This is a genomic window from Chryseobacterium sp. Tr-659, from assembly GCF_011752975.1.
Taxonomy (GTDB): domain Bacteria; phylum Bacteroidota; class Bacteroidia; order Flavobacteriales; family Weeksellaceae; genus Chryseobacterium.
This window is the reverse complement of record NZ_VWWP01000006.1, coordinates 168,542-189,961: the sequence shown is the minus strand read 5'-3', so window position 1 is coordinate 189,961 and position 21,420 is coordinate 168,542. Positions and strand designations below refer to the sequence as shown.

General features: G+C 39.1%; 11 protein-coding genes. 8 read left to right on the top strand and 3 right to left on the bottom strand.

What is annotated here, in order from left to right:
* The first annotated feature begins 31 nt into the window (after positions 1-31).
* The 7 genes from F3J23_RS14365 to F3J23_RS14335 all read left to right on the top strand — a co-directional run bounded on the left by F3J23_RS14365 (position 32) and on the right by F3J23_RS14335 (position 16,587).
* Positions 32-1,396 (top strand): hypothetical protein, encoded by a 1,365-nt coding sequence (locus F3J23_RS14365; RefSeq protein ID WP_167030310.1) that lies wholly within the window; start codon positions 32-34, stop codon positions 1,394-1,396.
* Between the two features lie 17 nt (positions 1,397-1,413).
* Positions 1,414-12,306 carry a LysM peptidoglycan-binding domain-containing protein gene (locus F3J23_RS14360; protein ID WP_167030307.1) on the top strand — a complete coding sequence of 3,631 codons (10,893 nt, stop codon included), beginning with the start codon at positions 1,414-1,416 and terminating at the stop codon, positions 12,304-12,306.
* Positions 12,307-12,579: 273 nt separating this feature from the next.
* A complete protein-coding gene (locus tag F3J23_RS14355) occupies positions 12,580-13,545 on the top strand; it encodes a helix-turn-helix domain-containing GNAT family N-acetyltransferase (protein WP_167030305.1) in 966 nt (321 codons plus the stop codon).
* A gap of 6 nt (positions 13,546-13,551) precedes the next feature.
* A complete protein-coding gene (locus tag F3J23_RS14350; protein WP_167030303.1) occupies positions 13,552-13,953 on the top strand; it encodes a PaaI family thioesterase in 402 nt (133 codons plus the stop codon).
* A gap of 103 nt (positions 13,954-14,056) precedes the next feature.
* Positions 14,057-14,671 carry a TetR/AcrR family transcriptional regulator gene (locus tag F3J23_RS14345; RefSeq protein WP_167030301.1) on the top strand — a complete coding sequence of 205 codons (615 nt, stop codon included), beginning with the start codon at positions 14,057-14,059 and terminating at the stop codon, positions 14,669-14,671.
* A 59-nt stretch (positions 14,672-14,730) separates the two neighbouring features.
* A complete protein-coding gene (locus F3J23_RS14340; RefSeq protein ID WP_167030299.1) occupies positions 14,731-16,017 on the top strand; it encodes an MFS transporter in 1,287 nt (428 codons plus the stop codon).
* Between the two features lie 15 nt (positions 16,018-16,032).
* The gene (locus F3J23_RS14335; RefSeq protein ID WP_167030296.1) at positions 16,033-16,587 is read left to right on the top strand and encodes a cysteine hydrolase family protein; all 555 of its coding nucleotides are present in this window, start codon (positions 16,033-16,035) and stop codon (positions 16,585-16,587) included.
* A 199-nt stretch (positions 16,588-16,786) separates the two neighbouring features.
* On the opposite strand, the gene F3J23_RS14330 is transcribed toward F3J23_RS14335, so the two are convergent.
* A complete protein-coding gene (locus tag F3J23_RS14330; RefSeq protein ID WP_167030293.1) occupies positions 16,787-17,176 on the bottom strand; it encodes an AtzH-like domain-containing protein in 390 nt (129 codons plus the stop codon).
* A 135-nt stretch (positions 17,177-17,311) separates the two neighbouring features.
* Complete coding sequence (locus F3J23_RS14325) at positions 17,312-18,181, bottom strand: helix-turn-helix domain-containing protein (RefSeq protein WP_167030290.1); 870 nt, start codon at positions 18,179-18,181, stop codon at positions 17,312-17,314.
* 254 nt (positions 18,182-18,435) lie between these two features.
* Between F3J23_RS14325 and F3J23_RS14320 the strand changes: the two genes are divergently transcribed.
* Positions 18,436-19,596, top strand: a complete 1,161-nt coding sequence (locus F3J23_RS14320) for a M50 family metallopeptidase (RefSeq protein WP_167030287.1) — start codon at positions 18,436-18,438, stop codon at positions 19,594-19,596.
* A 32-nt stretch (positions 19,597-19,628) separates the two neighbouring features.
* Here F3J23_RS14320 and F3J23_RS14315 read toward each other — a convergent pair whose 3' ends face one another.
* Positions 19,629-21,137, bottom strand: coding sequence for an adenosine kinase (locus tag F3J23_RS14315; RefSeq protein ID WP_167030283.1), 1,509 nt, complete (start codon positions 21,135-21,137; stop codon positions 19,629-19,631).
* Positions 21,138-21,420: the final 283 nt, after the last annotated feature.

The following is a 21,420-nucleotide window of genomic DNA, read 5'->3' as shown; positions in this document are numbered from 1 at the left end:
TTATTGGAATTAATTAAAAACTACATCTCTCATGGTTCGCATCTTATATTGGAATATTGAAAAGTTCGGAATCAACAAAATAAATGAACCCAAAGCTAAGCGGAAATGGGATGATACTCTTACGATCCCTCCACCACAAGCTGGCTACAGAAGGGAAGTCATCCGTACTACGCTTATCCAAAATACACCTGATATCTTTGTGGTAGTAGAAACATCTACAGGCACAGGTACCCCGGGCACACTGGTAACGACAGGCGGGGAAACAGGCAGTCTGTTCTTATTAAAACAATTAAGAACCTGGTTTCCCGCACCTAATGACTGGCGACTTGTTCCTCCGCTCAGATTGGGACAAGGCAATGTACAGGAAGGTATTTCTGTATTTTATAATCATGCCAGAGTACAATTCACAGGCCCCTGGGGATGGCAGGGCGATGCCAATCCTTCCGATTCGGTTGCTACTATCGGAGCAGGAAATCTGGTGAATTATGGAATTAACTGGAAGAATGCATTACCACTGGGCACTGCACCTGCAGGAAATAATCCTATCAATCCAGGTATACCCTATCGCAGACTGGCAGGCCAATGGCAGTTCCGTGGACCTGTAGTTGGCGGTGTGGCACCTGTATTAGGGTTTCCTAATGTGTATAACAGAACTCCTTTTTTAACTACATTCTGGGATCCTGCGAGCACAAGAACCATCAAATTATTAGCTTTTCATGCTTCTCCAAAAAAACAGCAGTCAGCAGATGGAACCAATCAGTTATCCTATATCCAGGAGATGACGACAAGTCTTGTCGCGAATGAAGTAGGTGTAATAGTAGGTGACTTTAATGTTGATATATTCAACACTAATTTCGAACCTATTGCTTACGGCAGGTTAGTGACTAATCCTCCACTAGGTGTTGGCTATACACGGCAAATAAATCCTACTCCCAATGTGTGGCCTGACAAAGCTTATGTATGCACTATGATCAGATCATACGATAATGCAAAACCATGGCAAACCAACGGATATCCTGGTTATGAATATGTAATACCAAAAACTTTTTCAAGTGTAGATAATATACTTACACGTTATGGCGGAGGAACAGCTGTTGGCCCCTCTACCAATATCACCATTGTAAACAGAATAACCGGTACGCCATACAATCTCGATGCCCCGCCTATAGCTGGTGCGCCGCCCGGCAGCCTGGTATATGACTCTGCTATGGCTTTGAACGTGGGAATGCCTGCAGCAGGTTTGCCCTCCGCTTTACCGCTTCCGCCGGCAGGGCCTACAGGACATGGTGGTTTTGACAGAGGCGATATAGGAGCTCTGACCACTTTTGTAGGCTGGGACAATTACCGCAGGGTAAGAAGTACCAGTGACCACATGGGACTAATTGTAGATGTTTAACCGAATATCATTTTATTATGAGCTTATCCAAATTAGCTGCTACTTTCAGGAGCCAGGCCGCTGCCAATAATAACAATATTACCATTAATGTAGCATCTTTTACCGATTCGGACCTGATACCACAGGTTGGACTCAATGATCTGTTGTCCAAAAGCTACAAATTACCCACTGATTCGTATCTGTTGATCGATGTCTCCGGTACTTCCATTCCTGAGCCTGTGGGAAACACATTAACGATTTCCAGTGCAACGGCTGCAATACTCAATGTAGAAAAGAGTAATACTTCCGTTACATTAATTGTTACAGCAAATGATGCGGATGAAGTTCAGTTTACCATACAAATCAATCTCTCCAACTGGATATTTGCTACCAGCTGGCCTTATATGAAGGGTGGTGTATTCGATAATCTTCCTTATACCTCTCCTTCTTTTATTTTCAGTACACAAGCAGTAAGTGCTTTCAACTGGCAGAAAAAAAGTATTTCCTTAACAGAAGGACAGAACTTCGCTGCCTTGATTACATTAACCAAATGGCTTCAGCCTGTTGTGAATTTCTTTACTTCCTGGACCTCATCCACCCAACTGGCCCTTGTGGGAAGTATAGATCCTTCGCAGGTTAACAATGAAGATATTGTTTATCCTGAGCTGGACCTGTTTGTAAATATTGATGCTACCCTGATATCATTAGGATTCCTGAAAGTGAGTAACCCTGGTGTCGGGTTTCAGATCAAAACAGAAGAAGAAACGGTTACTACAGAACCTGAAGACGAAGGAGATGCATTACGCATTGAGTATGAAACAGATGACGGTCTGATGCTGGCAGAAGAGGAAACACAAAAAGTACAGACCCCCATACTCTACTTCCGTTTGTTACTAGCAGCGGGCGATGCAATTGTACTGAATTTTAGTGCAGCCGTTGAATCAGGTTCATCCTCTTTCCTGCTGAATGTAGCAGCCGAGCCTGACAAGCCGCTCACACCACTCAATTTATTTGGGTTGATGGCAGGACAAAACTGGTTTCAGAATATTCCTCCTACCTTACAACAGTTTCTCAACAGTATTGCTTTTAAAGGATTCAATACCTCTTTGGATTTCAGTAACGGACTGAGTATAAACAGTGTATCAGCTTATATAGGATCGAATGGCGCATGGACGCTTTTCGATAATTTTGTTATTGAACAATTTGATGTGAACTGGGTCATCATTGATCCGGGTACTACCAATTCACAAAGCTTATATTTCAGTGCCAGAGTCAACTTCTTTCCTACCCTATTTGTAGGAGGTTTTGATGTAGAAATCACTTCTGGTCTGAATCTTTCTGCGGCATTTACAGGATCGGTAACGTTTAATAATTTATTATCAGCTATTACTGCCGGAGCTATTACGATCCCTGAAAACCTCTTGCTGGTTGAATTTACCGCTTTCGGTATCAATATGGATATCAACAGCAAGTATTATGAGTTTTATGCGAATGCCAATATCGACCTCAATTTCATCACGAACGTTTCGGTAACGGACGGAACCCTTCGTCTCACTTCTTCCTCACCTGCAAGCGGCACCGGCCCGAGCATATTTACGGCTCAGGTATCCGGATTGTTTGCAATTGGCAGCTTGCAGCTCAATACAGATGTAAATTATAATTCTTCTGACGGTTGGGACTTAAGTATAGCTATGCCTGAAGGCAGTAATTTAAATCTGGGTGAGCTCATCAAGCAATTATTTGAGACCATCAGTCTGCCAACCAGCTTCCTTCCTGACAGTTTAAACATCACTCAGTTCTCACTGAGCGCCACTATCCCAAGTGGAACAGGACAAAGCAGCTATGAAGTAAAAGGAGGACTGCAATGGATATTCACCTTCCCAATTATCGATCAGAAGATCAATATCATAGCCAATCTCTGGCTGAAATATGAGGCCGCAAGCAATAATTCGGGTACTGGTAAATATTCCGGTGGTGTATTAGGCAGCGTAACTCTGGAATATTTCAACGCTACTGTTGACATCAGCTATAACTTCTCTGAAAATAACCAGCAGCTTGCTATTACCTGGGAAGGTTTTACAGCGATGTATGATGTAAGCGGACAAAGCCGTACCATTGTTTTCTCCATCAAGAACTGGACATTGGGCGGACTGATCACTTCCTTCATGAAGATGTTATTCAATCCGACATTCGAGCTTGATGCACCGTGGGATATACTCAACAAAATAAGCCTGGATGGCTTCTCAGTTACTTATAACCTCGATACCAAAGATATTAAGGTTACCTATAAATTACCTAAAACGCTTAATCTGGTATTCATCAATATCAACGGTATCAACCTTACTAAAACCCAAAAAGGTGTATTTATTACCTTCGATGGTAATTCCGTTGTGCCTTCTATCAATGAAAGTAACCTTTTCAAACCAGCCAGCGGCGGACAGGATATTCAGAAAATGCCGGATGTTCCGGGACAAGGTAACCAGTATTTCGATCTGCGTCTGCTGGCAATGGGACAGCATGTAGAGTTGGCAAATCCTGCCCAATACAACTCCATCAAAGATGTCACTAAGGCCATGCAGGAAGCTTTTGCCGAACCAAAGCCCGGCACAGTACCTATAGGACCTGGCTCAGGAAATACATTGTTGAAATTCAACGAAGACAGCAACTGGCTTATCGCTACCAATTTTGGGATCCTGAATGCAGGTACCAAAGATAAACCGGTATGGACTCTGGATATGCAGGTAGTATTTAATGATCCTAATCTATATGGTCTACGCATCGCTATGGCAGGTGGTAAAGCCAAAATATTTGAAGGTCTCGATTTTGAGATCATGTATAAAAAGATCTCCGACTCCATTGGTGTCTATCAAATGGATCTTACCCTGCCCAACGCACTGCGTTATCTGCAGTTTGGAGCAGTTAATATCACATTACCTTCCATCGGAATCGAAATCTACACCAATGGTGATTTTACGGTAGATATCGGCTTCCCTTACAACATGGACTTCTCCCGCTCATTCACCGTACAGGCTATTGTGCCACCTGGTATTCCAGCAATGGGTTCAGGAGGCTTTTATTTCGGAAAACTAAGCAGTGCCACTACCAATAAAGTACCTAAAACCAATTATGGAAATTTTAACCCGGTAATTGTATTTGGGATCGGTTTGCAGGTAGGTGTAGGATACAGTGTAAACTATGGTATTCTCAGCGCGGGCTTCAGTGTTACTATGTTTGGGATTATTGAAGGAGTGATAGCCGCTTACTATCCTTACAGCGGTACTTTACAGGAAAGCAATAAAGAACAGGTAGAAACCTCCTATTATTATTATCTGCAAGGCACCATCGGAATTATTGGTAAATTATATGGGTCTATAGACTTCGGAATCATATCTGCCAGTGTTAATATTACGGTCATGGTATATGCACAGGCAACTTTTGAAGCCTATAACAAAATACCATTGGCTATTGTAGCTTCAGTAGATGTAAGAGTATCTGCCAAGCTAAATCTGGGAATATTCTCTATTACCATTCATTTTACCTTTACTGCCAGGATTCGTTTCGATCTCACTATCGGTACAGACCAGACAGCCAAAGCTCCTTGGAACAATAATCTTCAGGCTCCGCAGGCTGCAGCTCGTTTGTCAGCTCCGGCAGCAACAGTACGTGTTGCACCAGCCCGCATAGCAACGCCGCTTGATGGTACTATACCTGTTACTTTTGCAGCAATAGATGGAGTTGAATCAACTGAGGAAACGATATCGGATGTAATGGTGATCCGCCGTTCACCACACATGCCTATGAATTACCATTCTGTTTTGACAGAAACTTCTTCAGACACCCTGCCTACATTGAGCTTGTATTTTGTACCTCATTTAACAGTAGCAGGACCGGAAAACGGTAATCTGAAAGATCAGTCTGCACAATATGTAGCAACTCTGTTCATTGATGCGCCAGATCCGTCGGGTAATGGTAATGAAACCACCACTTCCTTTGAATATTTATGTTCAGATTTCTTCCGTTGGCTGATGCTCAACTATATTGACCACACTCCGTCACAATCATTCCGTACGGAAGTAGATACGGAAGGTATTTCAAAAGCTGATCTTGATGCATTGATCACGTTCCTGTCCAGCGAAAATAACCCTTTCCCTATACCAACGAGTGATTTGCTCAACTTCCTGCAAAACAGCTTCCAGGCAGTAAATGTTCAGCTACTGCAAGGCGATTTGTCTGCAGCTGCCATTTTCCCTATGTTCTTTGATCTTGATCTGAAAGTACCTGATATCTCATTGGACATCCAGTTCAATAATTATAACATGGCCACCCAGGAATACCTTTCAGCAGTGAAAGAATGGTTCAATGAACTGGCCGTAAAAGTTCAGGAAGAAACAGCCTCTGCTGCTAAGCTTGCCGTGGCAGCCGATCCGCAACAATGGAGTATGTCTACTTTTGTTTTTGAAGATTACTTCGTGCTTTTAGGCAAACAACTGGCAGGTTATGCTTCCGATGCCATGGATAACTTTACCTATCGTCTCAACAATGGAAATAGTTTCTCAGCCATGATAAACTGGGCCAATGGTATCACCGTAGATGGAACAGGAAATAAGGTAACTGTGCAGGATATTGCTACGGCTAACCAGACACACCCGCTTACCGGTAATAAACCGATAATAATAACAGGTGTAATGTATGATATCGTAGAAAGCGATACCTTTACTTCTGTGGCTGCAATATATGCCATTACAGCCAACATGCTGATTTCTGAAAATGCAGCCGTTCCGGGATTATTAGCACCACAGACTATTACCTATAAAGGGAACTCCTATAATGTACAGGCTACAGATACCATCAATACCATAGCAGCAGGATTAAAAACAACGGTAGATGATCTTGCAGCTGATACCAACTTCCAGAATACGGCAATACTTACGATAGGCAGCTGGCTGATTATTGGTGCAGCAATCTATACTGCGAAAAACGAAGATACCTTTAACAGCATCAGCACGGATGTTTATAAAAATATTGAGGTATGCACCCTACTTATGCAAAACCAGATAACGCCAGGTTTGTTTATTGCAGGTAACAGCTTTGAATACAATACGACTCAATACACTATTGTACCAGGAGATACACTTACCAGCATGGCAACGGCTATTTCAGCGCTAACAGGCACTACGGTTACCCCTCAGGATCTTGCATGCAACGCACAGGTTCAGGCGCAGCAAGTTCAACCGCTTGGTCAGGTACTAGTACAACCTTTTATACATACTACCGCTACTTTCACCGATGCTGCTCAGGCCGACACACTGGATACACTGGCACAGCAATACAATACCACAGCCGCTCTGCTGGCTACCAATTATGCTAACCAGCAACAAGATAATTTCTTCTATAACGGTGATGGATATACCAATGCCAATATCCCAGGTCTGCAATACCTTACCATAGGCAGCATTCTGGAGTATTTTACTGATAATAATTCATATGGGCAGTTGTCCGGTATGGTGTCCCGCTACCAGTTACACGGAATGCGTTTACCAACTAATTTACCTGGTCTTACCCTTTCAGCAGGTTCAAGCTGCACCGGATCCAATTGTGCACTGTATGCGCTTACCGGCCAGGAATTTGCCCTTCCAAATCCAATTCCTGACGATTTCTCCATACAGCTCATTAACAATTCCTTAAACTGGCTGCAGTTTGACGGAAAAACGATACAGGAAGGAGGCAGTACATTGGATATAAAATTGACAACCGAAGATATTAACCAAATTAACACGCTCCTTACTTATGCACAAAATACGGGTATAAAACCAGATGTACTGGAACTGACACCTATGCAGCCTTTTAATCTCCAGCAGGTACAATATACCTTCCAGACGACTACACAATGGCAGACATCCGGAGCGCTGAAACTCCCTTATGGATCTCCTGAAGCTCAAAGCAATGTGTCTCCTCTTATCTGGCAATTCCCTTCAGGTTTGCTTAATCAGCTGGCATTACCTAAAGAGCAAGGTTCAGCGTTCAGCATTCAGATAGGACAGTACGATGCTGCGAAAGGCGTGATGGATTATCGTCCATCCTCTTATTATGGATGGAGCACCATGGTAGATATTGAAATCAAACTGCTGGATACTGATTCTACAGCTCCTGTAAATGCTTACAGCTATGAACTTCTGGGTGCGGGGGAAGCAGGTGCTACCATTCTGCAAAGACTTTTGTTGGCACTGGATCCGAAATCTGCTGGCAATAACATGGATAAAATAGTTGATATACAATGGCTGTATGAAGGCTCGGATGGCTTATTGTCCGTTGGAATGGAACATATGAAAACATTTATTGTACAAGCCAACCTTTCTACCGAAACCAATCCTGACACCTCAGCACTGATAATGGCAGAAAGAATGGCAACGGAAGCAGCTCCTACTACAGGTATCCTGAACAGCATCTATGATTTTATAAGACTGTTATGGGAATGCAGCATTACCCGCTCAGGAGGCTATTATCTCATGTACAATGAAACCGAAGGCAACACTGGTTTTCCTTCCAGCGTATTTGGTAAAGGCGATACTGCTAATGTGCGTCTTCTGGTTACCTACAGCAGCCAATATAATAACAAGCCAAGTGATTACATGACCTGTGCAGTAACAGGTGATAAAATTGATTCTAATTCTTGTGTGGTATATGCCCAAAGCGAAATGCAACAAGGATTGTCATACTATGTAAACACTCCTGACGATACCATTGATGCTATTACCGCCCGCTTCAATATCCTGCCTGCTGAATTGGTAGAATTGAATAAAAAAGTAACCCTCAATACAAAAGCTGATATAAATGATCCTGGAAAATACCCTGTACCTGCTATCACCTTTAATGGTTTAGTATGTGAAGTGGGAACCAATGGACCTGGTAATACTTTATCTTCCATTGCCGCTTACTATGGAGCTGATGCCACAGCTATACAGCAGCTCAACCCTGGTATCAGTGATTGGAATAATCTTCCACTCTGGCAGCTGGTGATATTACCACAGATACAATACACTATCAGTACCAGTGGTAAAGCGGGAATTACATTCGAAAGCATTGCAGCTTATTATTTTATAGATATGGCCGCGATGGCCTGGGCAGCCAGAGATGTTGTAAATATCTTTGTAAACCCGACTACTCTTACCATCAACGATCAGATTCTGCATAAAGTAGCTTCTGTACAGCAAGGTACTGCCGGCTTCGACCTGAACCGTACCAATCCTAACCCTGATCCTGATAAACAACCTAAGATAACCGATCCGAATTATGCTGAGGTATACCTTAACAATATGTACAATCTGCTTAGTTATCAGATAGTGGAGAACAGTTGGTTTACAGAAAGTATTGTAGGCTTACCTGCAGGACCTGCCAAACCACAGACACAGGACGATGTATTAGGTAAAACAGACAATAGTGATGGCCAGGATGATCTGATATGGTACTATAATCAGGTTGTTCCTATTGCAAAATTTGCCAGATCTAATCCTTTCATGAATTATCCTGCGGGCTATCCTCAGGAAGACGACAATCCTTACCGCGGCATCGGTCATCATGTACAGGTACATTTTGATTGGGTAGATTATTATGGTAATATAACCGTTACCCCATTCAGTGATCCACAGTTAGATTCTTCTACCCCCGTCAATAATCCACCTATACAGACCGGTTATGTAGATGAACTGAAAGGATTAGGTAAATGGCCGAGCGTGGAACTTAGCTATTTATTTGATCTTGATACCAGCAATCAACCTGAACTGAAACTAGAGTTCAATTTCAATACGCAGCGTTATAATGAACTGCCTGATGTACCGGCAGATCAGCAGCAGGATTGGAAACAAAATGCAGCTAATGATCTTTTGACCTATACCAATGTATATTATCAACTGACTCAATTAAATCCGGTTGATGGCAGGAACACATTGACTGCCACTCTCAGCACATCGCTTACACCTGATAAAGCAGTTGATCTTTCTGGTGATCAGTTCAACCAGTTGCTGCAGTTTGTAAAAGACATTTATACTTATCTGTCTGCACGCAGCTTGGGTAATCAGGCTCCGGCTCCGGTTATGAATCCGCTCACCAGCTCAATTAATGCAGCAGACATAGATACACACTCTATATTACAACTCACTGTCAATCTTGATTTTTACCGTGATCTGCAATACGTAAACACCGACTTTAAAGACAGTACTTTGGTAACTCAGGCTCTTACGCAAGTGAAACCAAAGACAATGTCCACAACGGTACAAACTGATTCTGATCCTCAATACAGTCTGAATGAGTTTGCCGCCTTATTCGAAGCCGCCTTCTTAAGCGCTGGTAATTATGAACTGAAAATCGCCATCGGAACCAATGCTGCCACTGCAGGCGGAACCAACAGCCAGGCTGTGTTTGTAGTACGTATGGGCTTAAGATCCGGTCAGGGTATTTACTGGCAGGTAAACCAGGCAGGTACTTATCAGTTAACGACCGACTCTATTACTCAATTGACAGCTGATGGTGTACCAACAGATGTGACCGCTGCCATCAATAGCTTAGTAGGCACTCTGTATGACAGCAGAGATCTGTTCGACACTGCATTGCAACAGCAGCTGACGGCTGCACAGTTTAACCAATACCGCATCAGTATCTATACCTACAGCTTACTGAATGCTGTATTCTATGCTCCAAAACCGCTGGCTACAAGCCTTGTCTCGAAAAGTGATGTTCCTTTATGCAGTTATATAACAGGTAAAGGCCTGGATTGCAGTAAAGGAGAAATACAGAATTTTACAGGCATAGATATGGATACCTGGGGGGCACAATCTCTCAATGCCATAGATGTTTTCCTAAGTGCTGATTATGCAGTACCTGCTTTCCTCGTGGATCAGCTGCAATCAGATGAAGAAAAGAAATGGCTCACAGCACAAGGTATTGATGCCACTACTTATCTACAAGCTATCACTAATGCTAAAACAACACTTGCCGGAGCTATTGCTTCGGAAATAGAACCCATACTTACAGCACCTTATGTTTCATCTGCATCAGGAGACAATACCAGTCTTGGGAATGCTAAAGAGAAATTCGAACAGCAGTTGCTTAATCAACTTGGCAATGCCTATACCGTAAATGCTCTGGTACAATTTGAAGTAACTGCTGAATCAGATTTTGTAGCCTCCGGCAGCTATCAAACGCCACCTCGACTCTACGGAACACCGGTTATTAATAACAAGGCAGATGGTGAAGCCAAAGAATACAGCATCTCCACTTCTAAGATACAATTGAATGAAAAAGGGACAACTGATACGGATTCCTTCCTCACATTCAGCTTTACCACTAAAAATGCTAAGGAATTTACCAGCGTAGATCTGGATATGACTTATGTAGTTACTCATGTGGAATGTGATATCAGTGAAGTAACAGGCATTAAAGGCTACCAGGGTTCCAACTGGCTTACTTTCATTATACCTGCTGATGTAAGCAGTAATGGTAACACGCCTAATGCCGCTTCTTTACAACAAAGCTTGGGTAATGTGGATATACCTGTAGTACTGCGCAACTACCCTACACCTCCTACTTTAACCACTCAAACAGGTAAAGGTGTTTCTGTAGAAGGTGATACCACTAAAATTCGTCTGGCTAAAGCATCCGAATGGGACTTTACCTATTCCTATACTGAAGATCAGGCGGCACAGGATAAGATATTCTCTGATATCGAGTTTAACATGATCCCTGATGCTTCCTCAAAAAGGCTTACAACTACTTCCCGAGATCTTTTCAGTGATCTGGCACAATTTGTAACGGTATGGCCTCAGGTATTAGATGATTTCAACCGCTACCTGAAACTCATTACCGCCAAGTCGGACAACAGCGATCCTAATCTGGCCAATGCTTATTACGCATTGCAGACTATGGTAACCTTAACGAATAACCTGGCTATTGCCTGGAGCCAGTTCAATAGTTTACTTTTCGGAAATCCTTATGGTAATGCAGCTATCCGTGCTTATGATTTTATCATTCGTCAGACAGATGATATTGATTTTGACAATCGTCTTCTGGTAACCATCATCCCTTCTGCGGATATGTCAGCCGATGATCTGTCATTATACCGCGGCACTAAAAATGTACTTGAAACAGATATTCCTCAAACACCATATGTTACGATTGATAATTATACAAAAGTGAATGCTACCGATAAAAACGGTAACCCTATTCCTGATGCATATTGGTATCAGGCGGGAGATAACACTTATCTGTCATGGGAAGAATCGTTCAATATTCCATCCCGCACTGTTAATGTAGATGCATTGAATATATTACAGTTCCAGTACGCGTGGGCAGGCCTTTCTATTATCAGAAATGAAGACCTCGTACCTTATAACCCTACAGTAAATGACTTTATTTACCGTACACCGTTAGTAAGGTTCTCGAATAAGCTGATCCCATTGCTCAGCAGTGACAGCACTTTTGACATTGCCAGGATTAACAATGACACAGGCCTTAACCTACCATTAGCCCAGCAATTGGCAAATTTCTTCAGTACCTTCTTTACGTATGATGAATTGAAAGAGCAACTGGTGAAGCTCAGCGTATCTTGGAATTATCCTTTACTGGCTGTATCTGATGATGTGATGCCAGCAATAGAATTACCTGTATTACTGGCAGCACCGTTTACTTTTGAAATTCCTGCTGATTATGAGATTCCTGCCGGAGGATGCCAACCTTCGTTCAACGAGTCCGATCCGTTTGTATGTCGCCTGGCCAATACCCTTAAAATGTGGTACAGTCAGCACAATCCTGTCACCAATGGTGCCTGGCTGCAGATCGATATCGCTGTCTTTTCATCACTCAGTGAGAGCAAACTGCCATTGATAGAGCTTAAGAATGTTATATTGTATTATAAGAATATTACAGATATGAACGTGTAACAGCAACATTCAGAATCTATGACCATTGAATTTTACCAAGGTCATCAAAGCAAATAGCATCATTATTTTAAATGGTGCTATTTGCTTTTGTAATAACTAAATTCCAAATCTTTTTAATCTATATGTTTTCCCTGAAAGAAAGAATTCAAAATAAAAAACTAAAAATTATTTGAATATTTAAATTCATTTTATACATTTGCATAACCAGTTATGTAAATAGTTATTTAACTGATTTTAAATTTGATTTAATTCTCTGAGCAAAAAATTTTAGAAATGGACTTTTTCAATAAAACAGGTAAAATGGCCTTAGGCAGCAGATTGCGTCTATTAACAGCAAAAGTAACCGAAGATGCTGCAAAAATTTATGAATTGTATGATATAGATTTTTCACCCAAATGGTTTCCGGTTTTCTTTGTACTTTATGATGAAGGGGCAAAAACTATAACTGAAATAGCAGAGCTAATAGGCCATTCTCAGCCATCTGTTACTAAAATCATTAAAGAGATGGCCAAAACAGGATTGGTAAAAGATAATATCAAATCACAAGATAAGCGTAGAAATGTAACGGATTTAACGGAAAAAGGAAAGATAGTAGCAGAAAAAATGATCAAAGTACAATGTGCAGATATAGACCACGCTATTGACGGAATCATTGAAGAAGCCACTCACAATCTTTGGGAAGCTATTGAAGAATGGGAATTCTTACTGGAACAAAAATCTATGTTCAAAAGAGTACAGGATCAAAAGAAGCTTCGCGAAAGCAAAGATGTCCAGATCGTGGATTATGAGCAACAATATCAATCTGTATTCAAATCCCTTAATGAAGAATGGATCTCCACGTATTTTGAAATTGAAGAAACCGATAGTAAAGCATTGGATAACCCTGAAGAATATATTCTGGATAAGGGAGGAAAAATACTGGTTGCATTATATAATGGGGAACCATTGGGAGTTTGTGCTTTAATTAAAATGGATGATCCGGATTACGATTTCGAAATGGCAAAAATGGCGGTATCTCCAAAAGCACAGGGAAAAAGTATAGGTTGGTTATTAGGACAGGCTATCATCAATAAAGCAAAAGAATCGGGAGCTTCAAAAATTTATCTGGAAAGCAATACAACGCTGAAACCTGCTATCAATTTATATTATAAAATGGGATTTCAGAAAATAACCGGCAGGCCGACCCCTTATAAACGAGCCAATATTCAAATGGAATTAGAATTAAAAAATGAAAAATAAACAGTGATGTACGAAAGAATAAAAGAAAGTTTCGATAAGCAGGGACTAATGAAAACCTTAAATGCCCAATTAGCTGAGGTAGAAAAAGGGCAGGTAAAAATCACCTGTGAATTTACTGATGCATTAACACAACATCATGGATTTTTTCATGCAGGGGTTCTGACAAGTATTGTAGACAGCGCCTGTGGCTATGCAGGACTCACCATGATGCCTGAAAATATGGAAGTCTTAACCGTGGAATTCAAAGTGAATTTTATGAGACCTGCGCAAACAGATAAACTTATTGCCATCGGTAAGGTGTTGCAGGCAGGCAGAACATTAACAATTTGTGAAGGTTATGTTTACGATAGTTCTCAGGAAAAACTTATTGCCAAAATGCAGGCTACAATGATTGCTGTGTCACAGTAAAAGAAAATAATAACAGATTCTGTTCTGGTATTTTTACACTTTTTGACAAAATTTGTATTTCTGTCAAAAATATAATATCTTTGTACACAGAAAATCAAAATTTATGTTTTCAGCCATACATAACGAACAGGATCAACTTTCGGAACAGATACTCAATGCTGCGTCTGAGCTTTACCTGAAGTATGGTTTCAAAAAGGTAACGATGGATGATATTTCCAAAGCCATCGGTAAAAGCAGAACTTCTATTTATTATTATTTTAAAAACCGAGAGGAGGTATTTCATGCTGTCCTAAACTCTCTGGTAAAAGAAGTAGCTGCAGAAATCGGAAATGCGATGGATCTTCAGCCCACCATAGAAGAGAAAATCAGAGCCTTTTGTCTGACTAAAATTAAAACTTCAGAAAGCAAAAAACCTTTTTTTACTGCGGTAGAAACCGGGATGAATGCGGAAGAAAAATCTAGGCATTCCCAGGTTATGGAAGTGGTTCATCAGCATCTGATGAAAGGGGAAAAGTTAATACTGGAAAAAGCTTTAACGGAAAGTATCCGTAAGAAAGAGATCCGTCCTTTAACAACTGAAGAAAAGGACACTGTTATTTTTATTTTACAGAGCAGCATCAGAGGAATCAAGCGTGAGATGCTTTTAAAAAATAATTTTGATGATTTAAATACGACCGTTGATGTGCTGACATCTATGACCATTCAATGGCTTGTATAAAATTTTTTATTCTAATTTTGACATTTTTACAATATATGTCGAAAGGTTTGTTTTGAAATATGAAAAAATTAAGTAATATCAGTACATTCAGAGCTTTCCAAAGTAATAATTATACTTTGTATTTTTTTGGGCGTTCAGTTTCACAGTTTGGAACCTGGATGCAGCGTACTGCAGTGGTCTGGGTAGTATACAGCATGACTCATTCTGCATTTATGCTAGGGCTTACTATTTTTGCGGAACAATTCCCTTCCTTTTTATTTTCTGCTTTCGGTGGGGTGGCGGCAGACCGCTATAACCGGTTTAAAATTATCAATATTACACAGATTGCTTCTTTGATTCAGTCGGTTTTATTAGCAGCACTGGTTATGATGGGACATCAGAATGTGTGGTTAATTCTGGGATTAAGCATACTACTGGGAATCATCAATGCATATGATGTTCCTGCAAGACAATCATTGATTAATGAAGTTGTACATGACCCGGCAGATTTACAAAGTGCACTTTCTTTAACTGCAGCTATGGCAAGTCTCGCCAAGTTATTAGGTCCTGCTCTATCCGGAATTATCTTACATCAGTTTGGAGCCGGCGTTTGCTTTTTATTGAACGCTGCAAGCTTTGCCGCAGTAATGCTTTCTCTCTCTATGATGAAAATTCCCAAAATATCTTCTATTCAGCACACCGTAAAACAAGGTGTATTTAAAGAGCTGGCAGAAGGATTCAGATACATCAAAAAAGAATCTTCTATCGGGTGGGTTATTGTTATGCTTAGCATTACGGGGCTTCTCGTTCTTCCTTATGATACACTTACCCCTGTCTATGCTAAGGAAATATTTAAAGGAGATGCTCAAACCTTCGGATATATATCCAGCTTTATCGGTGCTGGGGCAGTACTGGGAACAGTTATTCTGGCTTCTTTAAAAAAAAACGTATCTATGAGAAAGATATTAATTGGAAGTACAATTATTCTAAGCGTCGGGCTTATCTGTTTCTCCTATACGAGTAATTTTATGCTGGCCATGTTTTTTGCAGCTGTTACAGGTTTCGGAGGAGTTGCCCAGTTTACGACCTGCAATATAATAGTACAGTCTGAAGCGGCACCCGAAATGCGATCAAGAGCAATCAGTATTCTTTTAACGGCTATATTTGGAATGCTTCCGCTGGGGAGTCTTCTTATCGGAATCGTTTCAGAAAAAATAGGAGCTCCCAACACGCTTCTTTTGGAAGGAATTGCAGGTATGATTATCGCATTTTCTTTCAGAAATATTCTAATAAAAAAAAGAAAAGAAACTCCGCCGGATCAACAGCTGCTGGAGGAATCTGAAGAATTATTTATCAATAAAACATAATTAAGAATCATAAAAATGGAAAAAACAAAACAAGCATTATTGGTCATGGATATGCAGTCTACCATCTTAGGCTTATTATCCGATACAACAAAATTGGTTGCTGATACATCAAAAGCAATTAAAACAGCAAGAGAGAAACAGATTCCCGTGATCTATGTAGTAGTAGGTTTTAGACAGGGAATGCCAGAAATAAGTAAAAATAACAAGGCATTTTCTTCCATAAAACAACAGATGGCCCACGTAGACATGCAGGGATGGTCTGCCGTTCATCCGGATCTTACTCCACAGGAACAAGACATTATTGTTACTAAAAAACGTTTCAGTGCCTTCACCGGAAGTGATCTTGAAGTTGTCTTAAGAGGCCTTGAAATAGAACATCTGGTATTAACCGGAATATCAACCAGCGGAGTTGTTCTTTCTACACTAAGAGAAGCCGCAGATAAAGATTTTCAACTGAGCGTTATTGAGGATTGCTGTGCAGATGGTGATGAAGAAGTACACCGCGTTCTCATGAATAAAGTATTTCCAAGACAGGCAGAGGTAATTTCTTTAGACCAATGGGCATCTTAAAAAAGAATTTTTATTGAAAGTAGGAGAAAACCTCCTGCTTTCCATTTTCATAAACACTTTACAATCAAACATTCATTTATTATTCATCGGAGTACTCATTTGAGGGAAAAAGATTGCAGTACTTTTTATAAATTCAAAAAAAGAACTGCAAAATTTTCAGATGATCTTTATGTTCTATAAAAGAAATTCTATCTTATGCTTAGTCCAAAAATGTCTGGAATAACTTGGAAATGATCTTCCACTCATCATTTACCTTGATCAGCGCATGATAATCCATTCCATTTTTGTCAGCCGCATTTCTTTCATATTCAATACGGGCTAAAGCGATACGATCTGTTGTATGAAGAATATCAATATGCGTTTTAATATGGGGAGCTGTTCCGTGTTTTCTTACAGAATCATATAAATTGGTAATACCTCCTTCTACAAGATATTCATCCCAATATCCATACATTATTGCATCCTTATGAAAAGATTGTTGAAGCTGTTCTACATTTCCTGTTTTCAGTCCTTCAGTATAATTCTCCAAAACAGTTACGATATCCTGATAATCCTTAACACGATTATCTTTTTTACCTGATAATGCCATACATTAGATTTTTTTAATTAATTATTCAATGTTTCTCAGGCAAAGGTATTGGCAATAAGACTCGTTTGTTTTTCTATATTGTCCAGATAAATGTTCTTTCCGGATCATTTTTTACAGAACTAAAATTTTTTATGATCACAGAGATCGGTAAAAAGAAGGAATATTCCCATGGTACTCTTTGAAAATTCTTGAAAAATGTGAGATATTTTCAAAGCCTAATGAAAAGCAGATTTCTGCAACAGGCAGTTGTGTTGATTCAAGCATTTCTTTAGCTTTATCAAGACGTTTTTTTCTGATCCATGCAGCCGGAGTCATATTATAAACAGCCTTGAAATCCCGTTTAAAGCTGGAAAGGCTTCTTCCTGACAGATAGGCAAGATCTTCAAGCGAAACAGGTGAAGTATAATATTGTTCTACTACATGTTGAATTCCTGTTTGTACAGGTTTTCGGAGTTGCAGCAACTCCTGAAATAAGCCATCATTGCCTATTCCCAAATGGTACAGCATCTCTGTCATTTTCAATCTAAGCTGCCCCGAATAAACACCGGAGCTCTCATTAAAATAAACACGAAGAGATTCTGTAAATGTGATCAGACATTCACTCATAGCATGTACTCCAGTCCTTATCTTACCATCTGTACCCTTGGGAACTATTTTTTCTGTATGGGCTAAAAAAGAACCGACCATCTCTTCATTGATACTGAACATCATTTCGCAGTACCTCCCATCATTTTCAGGATTTCCCAATTTCTTATACTGAACAGCAGTAGCCTTTTTCAAAAGAGTCATCTCATTTTTACCCACTACATATCTTTTCTCCCCAAAAGTAAGGTTCAGCTCCCCTTCCAAAACAAAAAGCAATACATGACTTTCCATATACATGATCCCTTTTTCTTCTGTACCTTGAAAACTCAACTCAACAACAGAATAATCATCAAAGTCCAGATTACGTTCTTTTACAGAAACGTTATTCTTCTCAGCTGGGATTTTAATTATTTTTTTCATCCATTAATGGGATTTATTCTCTTTCCTTTTTCGAAAGCACAAATTTATATCTAAAATTCAAACCCACTTTCAACGATACGAATGTATAAGATTTATTGTAAATATGACCTATCCCGTTGTAAAAAGCATTCTATGTCTTGTATTCTGTACTGCTGTTCATCTATTTTGTAATTAATAATTAGTGTATATTTAAAGCCTTAAATGCTGTAAAGCCATCAATAACCAGAAAACGAATTTTAAGCTGTAATTTTTTTATGGAAGTATTTGAAATACCCGCAACTATTATTGTCTTTCTTTTAATAATACTCAGACCTCTTACCGTTTTTTTCCATGAGATGGGACACGCAGTTACAGGATGGCTGATTACCCGGAAAAAAATAAATGTTTTTATTGGCTCATACGGAAATAAGGATAAAAGCTTCAAAATTAATGGTAAAAATTTCAACTACTATATTTTTAAAAACCCTTTAAAATGGGGCATTGGTCTCTGTGAGACTGAAGAGAAAAAGATATCTTTTAATCATCAGATTTTATTTGTATTTGGAGGCCCTGCTGCCTCACTATTATTAGCTGCACTCTCCTATTTAATCATTTCCAACACTGACTTTTGGGAAATATTTTTCACTGTTTTATTGATTTCTTCTGCAATTGATTTTATAACGAATATGTATCCTACCTCAAAAACGGTATATTTAAGCGACGGAAGATCAATATCAAATGACGGAAGAACCATTATAAATCTCTTTACACTTAAAAAGCTACCCAAAGAATATGTTGAAGGAATTGATAAGTTTAAAGAAAAAAAGTACATTGAAGCAGCATCTATCTTTGATGAGGTATTAAAAGAATCAAAAGATCCTAATGTTTACCGAATGGCTATTGTCTCTCACCTCCAAAGCAGAAATAATAAAAAAGCTAAGGAAATTGCCATTGAATTTAAGAAAAATCATACTATGAATTCTGATGATTTGATAAATTTCGCATTAACACTTACTTACACAGGAGAATTAAAAAAATCTTTGGAATATTATGATAAAGTATTGGAAAGTAATCCTAAAAATAAATTTGCTTTAAATAATAAAGGCTATACATTAATCCTTCTTGAAGAGTATGAAAATTCTATCCCGTTATTTAATAAAGCAATTTCTCTGGATAAGAATTTTTCCTACTCATATAATAACCGTGGTCTTGCAAAACTAAGTTTAGATTATGATGAGGAAGGCCTTAAAGATATTGAAGATTCATTAAAACTTGATCCTGAAAACTCCGATGCTCATAAAAACTTAGGAATTTATCATATGAAAAAAATGGATTATGAAAAAGCTCTGGATTTATTTTTGTATGCCAGACAGCTCGATGAATCTACATATCAAATTAATGAATTAATTGGAAAAGCACAATCCATGATAATTTAAATGCTTTTTTATTTCCAGCATGAGCTTAATAATCAATTTAATGCAAGATTTGTTTTCTGAATAAAATGATCCCATTCTTTGTTCAAATAAACAAGTGCCTGTTTTCTTTCATTGTCATTCAGAGAAGAATAATTGATTGAATTAAAAACCAGTTTTTTCAGTGCTTTCATATCCAGTTCCCAATATACAAAAGCTGCCCAGAAGTCATAGCTGAGACCATCATATCCGTATACTGACGGATCGTCACTATTAATAGAACACTGTACTCCGTTACTTAGCAAAACTCTGGCAGGATGATTCCTCAAATCGCTTACATATCCCAGAACTTGGTTACTGATCGGGCTTACTTCTACCAGTTTATCCTGTTTTTTGATCTGCTCCATGGCTTTTGGGAAATAGATGAGGTTAAGACCATGGCCAATCCTTTTGTTATTCAGCAATGAGATATCCAGAACATTTTTATTGAAAACAGAAGTACTTTCACCGGCATGCAGGAAAAGAGGCAGATCTACCCCATATTTTTTATTAAGATCTTTCAGTTTTGTCCAGTCTTTCTGGAAAGAATAAATACTGTTTCCCGCTGCTTCATCAGCTACGAGATCAAACCCGGAAATCATATCCGGAAATTCTTTTTTGAACTGATAAGCAATTTCAAGCTGCTTTTCTATGCTTTCCGGATCCAGGAATTTAAAGCTTGAATAAATCAGCTTAAGACTGAATTGCGGGTCAGACAGGTGTATCTTTTTAACAATATCCTGCAAATCCGTGATTGAAGTTTTTAGAGCATATTTTCCATGTTCGAAGTCGTAAAGCTCATCAAAGATAAACCTAATTTCCAGATGCTGTACTTTGTTCTTTACCAGATCCTGAAAACCTTTCAGATAATATTCTTTGAAAAACGGGCGATAGGGCAACAGCAGATTGATACGTTTAAAACGTTTCTCAAATTCAATCCAGTAATCAGAATAAGAGCAAAGGTTATCACGTTTCAAAATCAGAAGTTCCTGTAATTCTTTTTCAAAACCGGGCTCTGCGGTTAGTTTCTTGTCAAGACTAACAAACCCTTTGGGAACTTTTCCTTTTTCAAAAAAAGCCAGCTGCCCGAAAATGTACTGATCATTATCTTTCTGATCATAAACATAGCATTCATTATATTTTCTTGCCGCTGCAATCACCCATTTTACATCCGTAAAGCCTCCGCTGTGCGTATGCAGTAAGCCACCTTTCGGCATTGATTGAAAAACTTCAAACAATTTACTCTTCTCAATCAAGGGCTTCATTTCATTAAAAGAGCTGTTATATAAAGGATATTTTTGTTTGTCTGCTTCGTTAACGATTTGTTTTCGCAGCTCAAATAATTTTTTGTCCAATTTGAGCTCCGCATCAGATAACCTGACCTCTGCATCAAAGGCCAATGCTTCATTTTCCTTCTCTAATTCTGTCCATTTCTGCTGATAAACAACGTTTCCGTCTGTTCTATTTTGGCACAGAAATAAAGGTGCTCCAAAAAGTAAAGTATAAGTAAAATATTTTTTCATCATATAATCAGGGTGCTTCTGTTAGCAGTTATGCAATAACCGTCTTAATAAAGGTATCTCAAAAGTATAATTTATTTTTCTGTTAAAGAATTTTAATTTAAAAAACAATGATAAAAAGTACCTTTTAGTGAAAGCTGACTCCAATTCTAAGCGTAATAAAATAAATAAAAAGTCTACCAAATCAATAGACTTTAAATATTAATTTTTATTCATCAATAAAAATGCACTTTTATTAAAATTTTCCAGAGTTTCTTACAACACACACAATAGATTGATTTACAATACG

Excerpts from the sequence above, each read along its gene's own strand:
- F3J23_RS14350 (WP_167030303.1), top strand. The coding sequence starts at position 13,552 with ATGTACGAAAGAATAAAAGAAAGTTTCGATAAGCAGGGACTAATGAAA.
- F3J23_RS14365 (WP_167030310.1), top strand. The coding sequence starts at position 32 with ATGGTTCGCATCTTATATTGGAATATTGAAAAGTTCGGAATCAACAAA.
- F3J23_RS14345 (WP_167030301.1), top strand. The coding sequence starts at position 14,057 with ATGTTTTCAGCCATACATAACGAACAGGATCAACTTTCGGAACAGATA.
- F3J23_RS14340 (WP_167030299.1), top strand. The coding sequence starts at position 14,731 with ATGAAAAAATTAAGTAATATCAGTACATTCAGAGCTTTCCAAAGTAAT.
- F3J23_RS14325 (WP_167030290.1), bottom strand. The coding sequence starts at position 18,181 with ATGAAAAAAATAATTAAAATCCCAGCTGAGAAGAATAACGTTTCTGTA.
- F3J23_RS14355 (WP_167030305.1), top strand. The coding sequence starts at position 12,580 with ATGGACTTTTTCAATAAAACAGGTAAAATGGCCTTAGGCAGCAGATTG.
- F3J23_RS14320 (WP_167030287.1), top strand. The coding sequence starts at position 18,436 with ATGGAAGTATTTGAAATACCCGCAACTATTATTGTCTTTCTTTTAATA.
- F3J23_RS14360 (WP_167030307.1), top strand. The coding sequence starts at position 1,414 with ATGAGCTTATCCAAATTAGCTGCTACTTTCAGGAGCCAGGCCGCTGCC.
- F3J23_RS14335 (WP_167030296.1), top strand. The coding sequence starts at position 16,033 with ATGGAAAAAACAAAACAAGCATTATTGGTCATGGATATGCAGTCTACC.
- F3J23_RS14330 (WP_167030293.1), bottom strand. The coding sequence starts at position 17,176 with ATGGCATTATCAGGTAAAAAAGATAATCGTGTTAAGGATTATCAGGAT.
- F3J23_RS14315 (WP_167030283.1), bottom strand. The coding sequence starts at position 21,137 with ATGATGAAAAAATATTTTACTTATACTTTACTTTTTGGAGCACCTTTA.